This is a genomic window from Ectopseudomonas composti, from assembly GCF_001567565.1.
Taxonomy (GTDB): Bacteria; Pseudomonadota; Gammaproteobacteria; order Pseudomonadales; family Pseudomonadaceae; genus Aquipseudomonas; species Aquipseudomonas composti_A.
The window spans coordinates 1-14,272 of sequence record NZ_LSSW01000014.1 but is presented as its reverse complement, the minus strand read 5'-3'; the positions used below and the strand labels follow the sequence as shown (position 1 = coordinate 14,272).

The window sequence follows — 14,272 nt, the reverse complement described above, 5'->3', positions numbered from 1 at the left end:
ACGGGCTAAAGCCCGCCCCTTAACCAAACGTTAGAGAAACCAACTCATGAAATGTGCAATCATCACAAAAGCAATCGCAATAAGTGCATGTATTCTTTCCGTCGCAGCATGCACAGAACTAAGTGCTGAGGATTTCGCAGCAGAGGTTGAAAAAGAAAAAGCCGCAATGCAAAAAGACAAAGCATTAATTGAAGAAGCTAACAAGCTATGCAGCAACCTTTCAAATGAAATTGCAGCAAAAGAGCCCAAGTGCGTAGCGCTAAACAAATATAAAAACGAAAAACTTAACAAACTCCTAAGCGGTGAGTAATTTCTTCTCTAACTACTGGTTCAAGTCGTTCGCTCCGCTCACTGCGAGACCGGCTAAAGCCAGCCCCTTAGCCAAACGTTATGCGTAATCGAGCATGAAGAATAAATTGAGCTCAAAGGAAAAAGAACTCTGGAATAGGATATCCAAAATTCTCTGGAAGAATTGGGATCCTATCGGTGTCTACGAAGAAGAGAGCGAGTGGGATGATGAATACGATAGCTATGTACCTCACATATTCCGACTCGCAGTAGAGGGTTGCGATCAAATTAGAATCGCCTCTTCACTCACATCAACAATTCGTCAAAACATCGGATTGAACGCCGCAAGCAATAACGAACATGACATTAGTATTGCAAAGTTAATCGTCAGTGCCAGACAGGAAATATTAGGCTAGTGAGCAAGCCGCATAACAAGTGGTATATGGACTCTCCCCACAAGTAGTGAGCAAAGCTTTTCTTTTGCACTTGTCGTCAGCGCGGTTGCATTCGTATATCCGGCCTGTGTTGGGCTTTTCCGCCCTGGCCATTCTGTAGTTCGCGCAGCGGGGGCCAAGCGTTCAATCGATCACGGGGATCATCATTGTTATCGGCCTTATTCCGCTGCAGGACTCGCCTGTTCCGACAGTGCTGCTGCTCACCACAACCACAAGAAAACCATCTTCCTTACTGATTACCCCCGCCGTCAGGCGGGCTTTGTGCTCTGCCAATTACCATTGAAACGCCGCTCATGGCACCACACCGCCCAGCAGATCCTGACCAATTTGTTCGCCAGCGCCACAGCCGCTTTGTTGTGGCCAATACGGGCTGCCGTCTCGACGGCCCAGCGCTGCAACTCGGTCAGTTTTTCTGGCGTACGGGCCTGGCATCGCTGAGCCGCTAGCAAGGCCGCTCGCGAGCCATGGATAAATAGCGTGCGCACATAGATATTGCCCTTGCAGCTGATCCGCCCAAGCCGTCGGCGTTCGCCACTGCTGTATTCGTTCGGGGTCATACCCAACCAGGCGCTCAGTTGGCGACCACTGGAAAAGCGCTCAGGCTTACCCACAACGACGGTCAGGGCGCTGGCAGTCAGCAGGCCAATACCGCTGACCTCATCCAGTTTGCGCACGATTTCATCCTCAGCATGCCAGCGCTTGAGTTGCTGTTCGCATTCGGCCATGCACTGCTCGTACAAGTTGATCTCGGCCAGCACGATATGCAGCAGACGGCTCAAGGGAGCAAGTTCAGGCTGTTCAACCAATTCATTGGCCGCTCGGATAAAGGTAGCGGTCGAGACCGGCGCTTCGATACCTGCTTCACGCAGGATGCCGCGCAACAGGTTGATGCGCTGGGTTCTGCTCTTCTTCCAGGTTTCCCGCAGCCCGTGCAGTTGCTGCAGCTGTTGCTGCTCGTGGTTTTTCACCGGCACCGGATAAATATCCTTGCAGCGCGCCGCTTCCAGCATGGCGTCACAGTCGTTGCGGTCGGTCTTGTTGCCCCGGCGATAGGGCCGGACATAGCGCGCATGGATCAGCTTCACTTGATGACCGAGCGATTGCGCCAGCCGCCCCCAATAGTGCGCTGTGCCACAGGCTTCCATCACCCACTCGACCGGCTCGGCCTGCTCCTGTATATATCGCCTAAACGCCTCTCGGTTCAGCCGCTTGCGCTGCACCACCTGGCCGGAACGGACACTCTCGGCAACTTGGTAAACGGACTTGGCCAGATCAACGGCAATGCGTTTCATAACGACTCTCCCGCTCAAAAATCCTCGACACCTTGGTATAGAACTGTGGTGTGGGGAGAGTCCATTACAGCATTCAAGTCGTTCGCTGCGCTCACTGGGACGGGCTAAAGCCCGCCCCTTAACCAAACGTTAGAGAACATCATGTCAGTCAGCGTCTACGGTTTCATTTCGGGGGTCACGACAGAATCTCAGGATGCTCATAATATTTGGCAGCTTCAAGCTTTGCCAGCGACCGGTGCTTATCTAATTAAAAGCCTTTTCTCCTATGTGCCACAGAGCAGATCGCACTCTTATTACGGAAGTCATATTCATTTCTCTGCGGGATACAAGGAGTTTTACTGCGTAGATAACGAGTGGCTGGAGGAGTTCGAAACACTGCTGTCCAATTTATATTGGAACGAAGCAGAGATAATCGTGACTTGGTCAAGAGAACGCTACACTTGGTGCTCCAACTACTCCAACGAGGTTCCCCCAAGCGAACCTAATGCAATTAGAGAGCGGGCAAGATACGAAAGTGCATGGGAGCTAAAGCAAATTCCATGGGACTCCTAAAACGCTATCTAACTAGTGGTTCAAACCGTTCGCTGCGCTCACTGGGACGGGCTAAAGCCCGCCCCTTAACCAAACGTTAGGCCTTCTATGTTCTGTCGCATTGACTACGAAAAATTGTTGCAGATTGAATGCTGTCGACTCCAACACCTTGGGGCATATCGGGGGCTCTTCTACATTTGTTATCCGCAGTACGCCTTTCAGGTTCCTGATGGTGAAGAGTCAATTCGCATTACTCGCTCTCCGAAGGCGCAAGGCGACAACGGCTTGCGCTTCTGGCTCGCTGCAGAACTTGCTGATGATTGGCGAGGGCGAGAGCCATATCTGCATGATTATTTGTCTGGCGCCTACTTTGAGCCAATCAATGAACTAGCATTCAACGATTTGGTAGCAACATATTGCAGCGGCCTAGTTACTCCTCCGATTCTTCCGCTGGCAAGTGATCAAGTATTCCTAGGCGCTCTGCTCATGTACTCTATGAAGACAGAGTTCTTTGTTTCAGTCATTGCAGAGTATGAGAGCGAATTCATTCACTTCGCTTGGGAAACAACGGCCTAACATGGCGCTCAACCTCGCTCCCTCCGGTCGCTGGACGCTGCGCGATAAAGCTGCGCAGCGCCGGTTAGCTCTACGTTAGGTGCCAACATGGCCCAGTTCACTGTTTACTCAAATGCCACTGTAATCGGCTACTCCGAGCTTGAGAGCGGCGATGCACCCATGGGCGTTGCATTTGGCGCTTTTAAACCCACAGACGAGTACAGCATGATTCGTCATGAGTGCCTCAATAACCATCTTAATCAAGATGCACTAAAGCTCTCTGTACACACTAATGCGGGCCTAGTCATTCCGTGTGCAGGGGTGAGCATTCTGGATTATTCTGCCGAAGCTGGCACAGAACTCATCGAGCTCAACATCCTTGGTATTCCCTACCAAATTTACAATGAGCTATTTCCTGAACACGTTGCGTCATATAACCAACAATTCCACTAAGCCCTGCTGCGAGCACCTAACAACTGTATATGGACTCTCCCCACAAGTAGTGAGCAAAGCTTTTCTTTTGCACTTGTCGTCAGCGCGGTTGCATTCGTATATCCGGCCTGTGTTGGGCTTTGCCGCCCTGGCCATTCTGTAGTTCGCGCAGCGGGGTCAAGCGTTCAATCGATCACGGGGATCATCATTGTTATCGGCCTTGTTCCGCTGCCGGACTCGCCTGTTCCGACAGAGCTGCAGTTCACCACAACCACAAGAAAACCATCTTCCTTACTGATTACCCCCGCCATTAGGCGGGCTTTGTGCTCTGCCAATTGCCATTGAAACGCCGCTCATGGCACCACACCGCCCAGCAGATCCTGACCAATTTGTTCGCCAGCGCCACAGCCGCTTTGTTGTGGCCAATACGGGCTGCCGTCTCGACGGCCCAGCGCTGTAACTGGGTCAATTTCTCTGGCGTTCGTGCCTGGCAACGCTGAGCCGCCAGCAAGGCTGCACGTGAGCCGTGGATCAACAGGGTGCGTACATAAACATTGCCCTGACGGCTGATATGACCCAGTTTGCGGCGGTCGCCACTGCTGAACTCCCGCGGCGTCATGCCCAGCCAGGCGCTGAGCTGGCGACCGTTAGCAAAGCGCTCAGGCTTGCCGACAGCGGTGGTCAGGGCACTTGCAGTCAGCAGGCCAATACCGCTGACTTCATCCAGTTTGCGCACGATTTCATCCTCAGCATGCCAGCGCTTGAGTTGCTGTTCGCACTCGGCCATGCATTGTTCGTACAGGTTGATCTCGGCCAGGACGTGGTCAACCAGCTCATTGGCTGCCCGGATGAAGGCGACGGTTGAGGTCGGCGCTTCGATACCTGCCTCACGCAGCATGCCGCGCAGCAGGTTGATCCGCTGGGTACGGCTTTTCTTCCAGGTTTCCCGCAGCCCGTGCAATTGCTGGAGCTGTTGTTGATTACGACTCTTTACCGGCACGGGATGCATGTCGGCGCAGCGCGCCGCTTCCAGCATCGCATCGCAGTCATTGCGGTCGGTCTTGTTGCTACGGCGGTAAGGCCGTACATAGCGAGGATGCAACAGCTTCACTTGATGACCGAGCGATTGCGCCAGCCACCCCCAATAGTGCGCTGTGCCACAGGCTTCCATCACCCACTCGACCGGCTCGGCCTGCTCCTGTATATATCGACGGAACGCCTCTCGGTTCAGCCGCTTGCGCTGCACCACCTGGCCGGAACGGACACTCTCGGCAACTTGGTAAACGGACTTGGCCAGATCAACAGCGATTCGTTTCATCACGAATCTCCCGCTCAAAAATCCTCGACACCTTGGTATAGAGCTGTGGGGTGGGGAGAGTCCATTACAGCATTCAAGTCGCTCGATTCGCTCACTCGGGACCGGCTAAAGCCGCTCCTTAACCAAACGTTAGGCATTAAAGCGAAATCAAAATGGATCCACAAAAAGCCGTAAGTGAATATATATCAGCAATAGGAGCCGGAATAAGATTTATTTTAACACTTGTCATTTCGGCAATTATCGCTGGCAAAATAACCAAGTTCTTTGGGACTGATAATTTCTTTGCCTATGCATTGGCGTTACTTTGCGTAGCAGTCTTAATATATTCCGCAATAGACTTTTATTTAGGCAAACGGAAGTCAAAAAAAACAAGGTCAGTGCAGCGAGGCGGCTATGATTAACACCTGTAAATAGTTCAAACCGTTCGCTGCGCTCACTAGGACGGGCTAAAACCCGCACATTAACCAAACGCCAGGCCAAAACATGGATATACGCATTACCCTGAGCTTCCTACTAATCCTGAACGCAAGTATGGCAATGGCAGAGAAACCAGTCGATACAAACCAAGCGCTGATTGAATTGTCGCAATTATTTTACGAAGACCAAGAAACATTAGGTCAAGACACATTAAACCAAAGCAAGCTTGATTTCTCTTTAGAAAGCCTTAAGGAAGTCAACGTGTATTTGGAAAACGTTCGCTCAGATAAAGAAATTGAATCATCTTGGAACCGCGTTGTACTCAGAGCAGGCGCTTACGTTGGTGAGGTAATTCGCAAAAACGACGCAAAGGCAAATTGGCAGTGGCTTGACTATAAAAGTGCAAAGGCATTAGAGCCAGAGTTCTTCGAGTCGCTAGGAATGTCTCTATCCAGCGCGGCAGTTCTTTACAGCAAAGAGAAAGGCTTTACATTTCCTCTTGCAAAGGTTGAAAAGTTCTTAATAAACGGCCCCGAGGACGATGTACACTTCTTTGCAGCCGTTGCTATACGTGAGAAGTAAAGGCGTAACAACAAACCCTTCGCTCCGCTCACTGCGGGCAGGCTAAAGTCCACCCGTCGTTTAATCGTTAGAGGTAATACTCATGCCGCTTGCGAGCATCTGGCGACCGCCTGTGACACCTTCGCCAAACAGCCGGGCGAAAATGATTCACAAACACCGGGTTGCCAGGTAAAGCTGAATGTCCCACTCACCCTCTCGAGCAGACCACCTCGGGAGATACGCACCACGTCACATCAATGGCATGATCAAACACCCGTATCACAGTCGCCCTCTTTTTTAGCTGGAGTCTCTTCCATGGCATCTACAGAACGCATCTGGTCAGTCGCCAAAGCAACGATCGAAGGCAAGCCGATCATCTATAAGTTCATCGCCGACGCGCCCCCCGTGGACATCCAGCACAAGATGCCCTGGCTTACCGTGATTTCCTGGAAATACGAGGCTGCACAGAACAACGGTTTGCCGCCGGCCCGGATCAACAAGGAAATGATCAGGCTCGAGGACGGACTGGAGACGATAGGTGGCAATGGTTCGGTCTATCTGGACGCCTATACGGCAACCGGCAACGGCCTGAAGGAGTTTGTCTACTACATTGCGGACCGCGAAGCGTTCATGGCCAATTTGAACCAGGCGCTAAGCGATCACCCGGCCTACCCCATCGAAATCAACTTCTATGAAGACCCGCAGTGGAGCGACCTTGCCAAGCTGCATCAGAGCATGAGCACCGTCCACTGAATGCCCCAGCCCCGGCCGCGTTGTTTGACCAAGGCAACAGCCCACCGCAGTCACCGGCGTGGCCTCAAGTCCGCCCCTTAGCGCTCGAGCAGCGGAGCGATATCCATGGCTAACCGTAGCTATCTCTACTCAACCAATGTCATTCCCGGGCCAGGCGCCAAGGCCAATGGCCGGAAGCTGGTGGGTATTTCGGAGTGGAACTACGACATACCGCTGGTTTTCAAGATTCTGCTCTCTGGCAACCCTCGAACGTGCCCCTCTTCGATTTGGGACAATTCGGAGGACATCGCCTTGATAGGCGATTACGCCGACGGTGTAAAAAACCTGGAAGGCTTCCTCTCGCAAATAGAGCTTCCCGCCGCGCAGGGTTTGATTGGCGAAGCCATCGAGTTCTTGAACAAGCCCGAGAACCGGAACCAGTACTTCGTTCTGGAGTGTGGTGAGATTTTCGATATGGGTGATACGCCGCTTCTTGAGCAGAACCGGGCGCTGCTGGGAGAGGTGAAGGATCTGCAACCTGAAATGGAGCAGGCATTGCAGTCCTTGCTACCGCCGCCTGCTGTGACACCTGAACCCCCAGGTCTGTTCGCCAGGCTGTTCGGCCGCAGGCCCGAGCCTCCACCTCCGGCACAGGATGTGATGCCCGTCATCCACGGACTGGGGCTGGGAAACTGGTCGAACATTCTCTACTTCGACTTCAGCGAGGCCTGAAGAACGCGCTTTCTGCCGTCACCAGCCCTATCCGGCAAAGCAGTGAAAGCGGTTCTTGCCCGCGTGCTTGGCCGCGTACATGGCCTGGTCCGCATATTTCAGCAGCTGCTGACCGTTTTCACCGTGCAGAGGAAACAGCGCGGCGCCTACGCTTGCCGATATCCGCACCTCGCTGCCGTCCAGGTCAAAGGGGTTGCCCAGCACCTGCAGGGCCTTGAGCGCCACGCTCTCGCAATCCTCGCGGCTGTACAGATTGGCAAGGACGATGCCGAACTCGTCGCCGCCGAAACGCGCGACCGTGTCAGTGCTGCGCACACAGCCTTCGAGACGCCTGGCGGCCATCTGCAGCAGGCTATCGCCCACCGCGTGACCGTGGCGGTCGTTGATCGCCTTGAAGCCATCGAGATCGATATAGAGCACGGCCCCCAACTGCTGCTGGTCACGCACCGATTCCAGCGCCTGGTCGAGCCGTTGCTGGAACCTGACGCGGTTGGCCAGCCCGGTCAGGGCGTCGTGCTCGGCGTCATGGCATAGGCGCGCTTCCAGGTGCTTGCGCTCGGTAATGTCCTGGGCGACCAACACCACGAACTCCGGGTGGCCAAGGCGATTGCGCACGACACTGAGGGCCTCGCATACCCAAAGCAGCGAGCCGTCCTCGTGGCGGTAGGTCTTCTCGATTTCCGGAGGGAGTGCCTGCACCTCGCTAGCCAACTGCTCGCTCAGCACCTCGCGGGCGGCGCTGGCCACTTCGGCATCGCTCAGGTCGAAAATGTTACCGCCCTGCAGTTCCTCGGCCGGGCGACCCAGCATTCGTGCGAACTTCTCGTTGGCCCGCAGTATCCGGCCCTCGGGGCTGATGTGGACGATGCCCATGGCCGCCTGGTGGAAGGTGGCGCGAAACAGCGCTTCGCTGCCTTGCAAGGCCTCGGTGGCCGAACGCTGGCGAACCAGCATCAGCGCCAGCAGCCCCACCAGCAGCATGACCACCAGGGTGACCCCGACGGCGGCCATCAGATAGCTGCTGCGCCGCTGCAAGGTGGTGGCCATTTGCTCGTCATAGGCCGTCGCGACGGTCACCATCAGCGGATAGTCAGCCATGGTGCGGTAGCTGACGATGCGGGCAACGCCGTCCAGGGCCTCACCACTGTCGTAGAAATCATCGGTGCCTTGCAGTTTCTGGCGCTGAAACCAGGCCAGCGCCTCGGCTTCCAGGCCAAACTCGCTGCGGCTACCGACCTTGCGCGCACGCACCACAGCATCGAGGCCGGTGAGTTCCAACAACCCTTGCGGGCCCAGATCGAGCTGCTGAAAGATATGCGTGACGTCCTGGGGGCTGACAGCCATCACCACGACGCCGGCGAAGCTGCCGTCATCGCGCTCGATACGCAGCGACATGGGGATCAGCCAGCGTGCGGACACCCTTCCGAGCACCGGACGATTGATGAACAGGCGGTCGATGCCTGCATCGCGCTGAGCCTTGAAGAACTCGCGATCAGCGTAGTTCACCGAGCCGGTGGCCTGGCTGCTGCTGACAATATCGCCCTGCTCGTCCACCACGCTGACGATGGTGAACATCTCCTCACGGATCACCCCCTCCTCGACCCAACGGCGCAGATCGATGGCCTTGCCCTGCCGGCGGTACTGCTCGCGCACGAAAGCCGCCACTTGCTCGGCTGCCTTCAGTGCGCGAAATACCTGCTGCTCGAAGGCGATGGCCAGGCTGGAGTTGGCTTGCATTTCTGCGGCAAGCGCCTGCTCGCGCTCGAAAGCGATGCGCTGCAGGGTGATCAGCCAGACGATGGCGATGAATACGCTCGCCAGAACGATCAGCAGGTTCAGGGGTGTCGCGATTCTTGGGCGTCGAGCGACGGCATCATGCACGTCAGGGGTCATCGCCTTGTTCTCCAGGCCATTGGCGGGCTGTCTTCCAGTGGTTCAGGGCCAACAGCCCTTTCGTTCAGCGTCGCGGGGCGTGATCCATTGCCTTGCATTGAATCTTAGGCAGTGTTGCGCCACTGTGCTGACTTCAGGCAGTAAAGGCTTTTGCCCGAAAATCGCGCTTGCGGCAGACTGACGACCGCCACTGCCCCCCAGCCACATCAACTCGAACCGAGCGGCATGCGCACGGCTGCTGCTTGGTATGTTCGACAATCCCCTGCCTTCGAGGCCTGCCTTGGAAACCACGGTTTTTCTCGCCGTCATCGCTGCCGCCGCCCTGCATGCCGGCTGGAACGCCCTGCTCAAGATCGGACTGGACCGCTTTCTCACCGCCACCCTGATCCAGATCGGCGCCGGTCTGGTGGCGCTCTGTGCACTGCCGCTGGTTGCCGTACCGCAAGCAGCAGCCTGGCCGTGGATCGCGCTGTCGGCGCTGCTGCACATCGGCTACAACTTCTTCCTCGCCCGCGCTTACCAGTATGGCGACCTCGGTCAGGTCTACCCGATTGCGCGCGGCAGCTCGCCGCTGATGGTCGCCCTGCTCTCGCTGTTGCTGCTGCACGACGGGCTCAGCGCCCTGCAGCTGCTGGGCCTGCTGGTGCTGGTGCTGGGCATCTGGCTGATGGCCCTGCGCGGCGGCCAGCACAAGGCGCCGCAGGGGGCGATGCTGTTCTGTGCGTTGATGACGGCCCTGTTCATCGCCGGCTACACCCTCAGCGACGCCGTGGGCGCGCGCAGCAATGGCGATGCGCTGAGCTATTCGCTGTGGCTGTTCACGGTCAACGGTGTGGTGATGGCAGCGGTGTTGGCCATCAGCCGTGGGCCGCGCGCCTTTCTGCAACTGGGCCCGCACTGGCGCGGCGGACTGGCCGGCGGGGCGATGTCGATGGCGGCCTACACCATCGTCATCTGGGCCATGACCCAGGCGCCCGTGGCATTGGTTTCAGCCCTGCGCGAGACCAGCGTGGTATTTGCCGTGCTGCTGGGAGTGGTGCTGCTCAAGGAGAGGTTGCGACCGACTCGCCTGCTGGCCTGCATGATCATCGCAACCGGCGTGGTGGTGATGAAGCTGGCGTGAGGACGCCGCCTTGTCCCCGGATTTCATCCGGGCTACGGATAGGCAGGACAGCTGCAGAAGCGAGCTTTGCTCGCGAATCGCCACGTGCAAAAGCGTCGCGAGCAGAGCTCGCCCCTACCCGGTACCCAGGCGCAACCAGCAGGTCAGGAGACCATCCGCACCCGCGCGGCGGCCTGACTTGGCATTCTGATCAGGAACCCAGGCCCGTTTTACAGTTCTGTTGATCAACGGGCACTGAGTCGCCGACCGTTTTTTCGTCATACGCCGCAGCCATGCTGGTCGGGCTGACCGCCTGGACGCGAGAGTTTTTTGCCCGCCAGACGCGGCTTGCGGCACACTAGCGCCCTTCCCGAGCACCTGCTCGTTTACCTGCTCAAGAGTCCGTATGACCCGTTCCCCCTTGCGCCGCATGGCCTTCAGCGCGCTGCGCCGCCTGCTGTACCTCTGGGTACGCTCGGAAACCATCAACCAGTCCGCCTTCACCCTCAGGCTCGACCGCAGCAAGCCGGTGTTCTACGTGCTGCAGCAGCCCTCGGTGAGCGACCTGGCCGTGGTAGACCGCGAGTGCACCAAGGCCGGCCTGCCGCGCCCGGTGCTGCCGGTGGCGGTCGGGGAGCATATCGAGCCCGCCGCCTTCTTCTACCTGATGCCGGAGCCGGACTGGTTCGGCCGCCAGGACAAGCGCGGCATCTCGCCAACGCTCGACCGTGTGGTCGGCGCCCTCAGCCAGCATGCCGTGGACGACGCGCAGATCGTGCCGGTGAGCGTGTTCTGGGGACAGTCGCCGGACCGCGAGACCAGCCCCTGGAAGCTGCTGTTCGCCGACAGCTGGGCCGTCACCGGGCGTCTGCGCCGGCTGATCAGCATCCTGATTCTCGGGCGCAAGACCCGCGTGCAGTTCTCCACGCCGATCCACCTGCGCGAGCTGGTCGAGCAGGACAAGGGCCAGGAGCGCACGCTGCGCATGGTGCACCGCATCCTGCGCGTGCACTTCCGCAACCAGAAGGCCGCGGTGATCGGCCCGGACGTGTCGCACCGGCGCAACCTGGTCAAAGGTCTGGTGCATGACCCGATGGTGCGCCAGGCGATTGCCGATGAAGCCGAGCGCGAGAAGATCAGCCTGCAAAAGGCCGAAGCCCAGGCGCTGCGCTACGGCAATGAGATCGCCTCGGACTACACCTACACGGTGATCCGCTTCCTTGAACTGGTATTGAGCTGGTTCTGGAACAAGATCTACGACGGCATCAAGGTGCACAACATCGAGGGCGTGCGCGACATCGCCCAGGGCCACGAGGTGATCTACGTGCCCTGCCACCGCAGCCACATCGACTACCTGCTGCTGTCCTATCTGCTGTTTCGCAACGGCCTGACGCCACCGCACATCGCCGCCGGCATCAACCTCAATATGCCGGTGATCGGCGGCCTGCTGCGCCGTGGCGGTGCCTTCTTCATGCGCCGCACCTTCAAGGGCAACCCGCTGTACACCGCGGTGTTCAACGAATACCTGCACACCCTGTTCCGCAAGGGCTTCCCGGTCGAGTACTTCGTCGAGGGCGGCCGCTCGCGCACCGGGCGCATGCTGCGGCCGAAGACCGGCATGCTGGCCATCACCCTGCGCAGCTTCCTGCGCTCGCACCGCCTGCCCATCGTCTTCGTGCCCGTATATGTCGGCTACGAGCGCGTACTGGAAGGCCGCACCTATTTGGGCGAGCTGCGCGGCGCGAGCAAGAAGAAGGAGTCGATCTTCGACCTGTTCAAGGTGCTCGGCGCGCTCAAGCAGCGTTTCGGCCAGGTCTCGGTGAATTTCGGCGAGCCGATCAAGCTCGGTGAATTCCTCGACCAGCAGCAACCGGGCTGGCGCCAGCAGGATCTGGGCCCGCAGTACCGCCCGGCCTGGCTCAACGAAACCACCAACCGCCTCGGCGAGCGCGTAGCGCGCCACCTCAACGAGGCGGCATCGATCAACCCGGTCAACCTCGTGGCCCTGGCGCTGCTGTCCACCAGCAAACTGGCCCTGGACGACCGCGCCCTGGCCCGTGTGCTCGACCTGTACCTGGCGTTGCTGCGCGCGGTGCCCTACTCGCCGCACACCACCCTGCCCGATGGCGACGGCGCGGCGCTGATCGAACACGTCAAGGACATGGATCTGCTGGCCGAGCAGAAGGACGCGCTGGGCAAAATTCTCTATCTGGACGAGCAGAACGCCGTCCTGATGACCTACTACCGCAACAACGTACTGCACATCTTCGCCCTGCCGGCACTGCTGGCCAGCTTCTTCCAGAGCAGCGCGCGGATCAGCCGCGAACAGATCCTGCGCTTTACCAGCGCGCTGTATCCCTATCTGCAATCGGAGCTGTTCATCCGCTGGGAGTCGAGCGAGCTGGAAGGCGTGATCGACCAGTGGCTGGCGGCGTTCGTCGAGCAGGGCTTGCTCAAGGTCGAAGGCGACGTGTACGTGCGCCCGGCGCCGAGCTCGCGCCAGTTCGTGCTGCTGACCCTGCTGTCGCGTTCGGTGGCGCAGACCCTGCAGCGCTTCTACATGGCCATCGCCCTGTTGCTCAACGCCGGGCAGAACGCGATCAGCGCCGAGGAGCTGGAAGACCTGTGCACGGTCATGGCCCAGCGCCTGTCGATCCTGCATGGCCTCAATGCCCCGGAGTTCTTCGACAAGAGTCTGTTCCGCCACTTCATCCAGAGCCTGCTGGATCAGGGCGTGCTGCGCCAGGACGAAGCCGGCAAGCTCAGCCACCACCCATTGCTCAGCGAACTGGCCGAAGGCGCCGCCAAGCGCGTGTTGCCCGCCGAGATTCGCCTGTCGATCCGCCAGGTGGCGCTCGATCGCAACGAGGACGAGCCGACCAGCGCCTGACCGTAGGGTGGATGTCGCTTTTTACATCCACCGTGCGGGTTCAATGTGCCAGGCGCGAATGAAAACGAACCCGTCACGCGTCTAGTAGTCAGTCGATAAACCCCACACCGGCAGGAGGCCCAGGCCATGATCGATTCCCTGATGTTGAGCGCTGCACGCATCACCACCCTGGCCGCTGGGCAGATACTGACCAATGCCAGTGGTTTCTTCTTCCGCCGCGATCAGCGGCTGTTTCTCGTCACCAGCCGCCATGTCGTACTCGACGAACCCAGCGGCCATCAACCGGACAGCCTGCAGATCGAGCTGCACACCGACGCCTACAACCTGGCCAGCACCGTCAGCTTCTCCATCCCGCTGTACGACGGCGAGCAGCAACTGTGGCGACAAGGCATGGATGGCGCCGGCGAGATCGATGTGGCAGTGATCGAACTGGATCAACCGGCCTTGCCCCGCAACGGCGCCTATCACGCCTTCACCCCGCAACACCTGCTGCAGCCTGACGAAGATGTAGAAATCGGCTCGACGCTGCTGGTGGTGGGTTTCCCGCTGGGCTTTCAGGACACCCTGCACCGCATGCCGGTGGCGCGTCACGCCGGGCTGGCGTCGTCTTTCGGCCTGCGTTTCCAGGGGCTGGGCTACTTCCTCACCGACGGCCGCACTCATCGCGGCATCAGCGGCGCGCCCGTGGTCAAGCGCGCGAACGTCGATGGCGAGCTGCCCTGGCATCTGCTGGGCATCCATTCCACGCGCCTGCTCGGTGATCGCGACGAGGATCAGGACGAAGCGCTGGGCCTGAACTGCACCTGGTATGCAGACATTCTGATGACGCTGACCGAATGACTCCCTGTCCGTAGGAGCGGCTTCAGCGAGTAGCCCGGATGTAATCCGGGAAAGTGCCCCACCCAATCGCGGCTAAAGCCCCTCCCACAAGTACGCGTGGAACTGTGGGAGGGGCTTTAGCCGCGACAGCTTTGGCATGCGTGCAACCATCGCCCCGGATTGCATCCGGGCTACGGCACTTGGATGCATCCGTGGCGGACAAAAAACATCGCGGCTGAAGCCGCTCCTACGGGA

Annotated in this window: 13 protein-coding genes; 10 read left to right on the top strand and 3 right to left on the bottom strand. The window is 58.4% G+C overall.

Annotated elements, in window-relative coordinates:
* Nucleotides 1–46 precede the first annotated feature (46 nt).
* A complete protein-coding gene (locus tag PCLY_RS24755) occupies nt 47–310 on the top strand; it encodes a hypothetical protein (RefSeq protein WP_156458552.1) in 264 nt (87 codons plus the stop codon).
* 94 nt (nt 311–404) lie between these two features.
* Nucleotides 405–704, top strand: a complete 300-nt coding sequence (locus PCLY_RS25135; protein ID WP_082768009.1) for a hypothetical protein — start codon at nt 405–407, stop codon at nt 702–704.
* 287 nt (nt 705–991) lie between these two features.
* On the opposite strand, the gene PCLY_RS03615 is transcribed toward PCLY_RS25135, so the two are convergent.
* Complete coding sequence (locus PCLY_RS03615; RefSeq protein ID WP_061237385.1) at nt 992–2,035, bottom strand: IS110 family RNA-guided transposase; 1,044 nt, start codon at nt 2,033–2,035, stop codon at nt 992–994.
* 639 nt (nt 2,036–2,674) lie between these two features.
* On the opposite strand from PCLY_RS03615, the gene PCLY_RS03610 reads away from it, so the two are divergent.
* Complete coding sequence (locus PCLY_RS03610; RefSeq protein WP_061237900.1) at nt 2,675–3,142, top strand: hypothetical protein; 468 nt, start codon at nt 2,675–2,677, stop codon at nt 3,140–3,142.
* Between the two features lie 87 nt (nt 3,143–3,229).
* Nucleotides 3,230–3,574 (top strand): hypothetical protein, encoded by a 345-nt coding sequence (locus PCLY_RS03605; RefSeq protein WP_231740103.1) that lies wholly within the window; start codon nt 3,230–3,232, stop codon nt 3,572–3,574.
* A 289-nt stretch (nt 3,575–3,863) separates the two neighbouring features.
* On the opposite strand, the gene PCLY_RS03600 is transcribed toward PCLY_RS03605, so the two are convergent.
* Nucleotides 3,864–4,871 carry an IS110 family RNA-guided transposase gene (locus tag PCLY_RS03600; RefSeq protein WP_061237898.1) on the bottom strand — a complete coding sequence of 336 codons (1,008 nt, stop codon included), beginning with the start codon at nt 4,869–4,871 and terminating at the stop codon, nt 3,864–3,866.
* A 483-nt stretch (nt 4,872–5,354) separates the two neighbouring features.
* On the opposite strand from PCLY_RS03600, the gene PCLY_RS03595 reads away from it, so the two are divergent.
* The 3 genes from PCLY_RS03595 (at nt 5,355) to PCLY_RS03585 (ending at nt 7,313) form a co-directional block, all read left to right on the top strand.
* On the top strand, nt 5,355–5,870 hold the full coding sequence (locus PCLY_RS03595) for a hypothetical protein (RefSeq protein ID WP_061237897.1): 516 nt from the start codon (nt 5,355–5,357) through the stop codon (nt 5,868–5,870).
* A 294-nt stretch (nt 5,871–6,164) separates the two neighbouring features.
* Nucleotides 6,165–6,602 carry a DUF695 domain-containing protein gene (locus tag PCLY_RS03590; protein ID WP_061237895.1) on the top strand — a complete coding sequence of 146 codons (438 nt, stop codon included), beginning with the start codon at nt 6,165–6,167 and terminating at the stop codon, nt 6,600–6,602.
* A gap of 105 nt (nt 6,603–6,707) precedes the next feature.
* Nucleotides 6,708–7,313 (top strand): DUF7822 domain-containing protein, encoded by a 606-nt coding sequence (locus PCLY_RS03585; RefSeq protein WP_061237894.1) that lies wholly within the window; start codon nt 6,708–6,710, stop codon nt 7,311–7,313.
* Nucleotides 7,314–7,340: 27 nt separating this feature from the next.
* Here the strand turns inward: PCLY_RS03585 and PCLY_RS03580 are convergent, their stop codons facing one another.
* A complete protein-coding gene (locus PCLY_RS03580) occupies nt 7,341–9,206 on the bottom strand; it encodes a bifunctional diguanylate cyclase/phosphodiesterase (RefSeq protein ID WP_061237892.1) in 1,866 nt (621 codons plus the stop codon).
* 280 nt (nt 9,207–9,486) lie between these two features.
* Between PCLY_RS03580 and PCLY_RS03575 the strand changes: the two genes are divergently transcribed.
* From PCLY_RS03575 to PCLY_RS03565, 3 genes are all read left to right on the top strand, one after another.
* Nucleotides 9,487–10,329 carry an EamA family transporter gene (locus tag PCLY_RS03575; protein WP_061237890.1) on the top strand — a complete coding sequence of 281 codons (843 nt, stop codon included), beginning with the start codon at nt 9,487–9,489 and terminating at the stop codon, nt 10,327–10,329.
* A 385-nt stretch (nt 10,330–10,714) separates the two neighbouring features.
* Nucleotides 10,715–13,198: a glycerol-3-phosphate 1-O-acyltransferase PlsB gene (gene plsB / locus PCLY_RS03570; protein ID WP_061237889.1), complete on the top strand. Its 2,484-nt coding sequence runs from the start codon at nt 10,715–10,717 to the stop codon at nt 13,196–13,198.
* Nucleotides 13,199–13,324: 126 nt separating this feature from the next.
* Nucleotides 13,325–14,038, top strand: a complete 714-nt coding sequence (locus PCLY_RS03565) for a S1 family peptidase (RefSeq protein WP_061237887.1) — start codon at nt 13,325–13,327, stop codon at nt 14,036–14,038.
* Nucleotides 14,039–14,272: the final 234 nt, after the last annotated feature.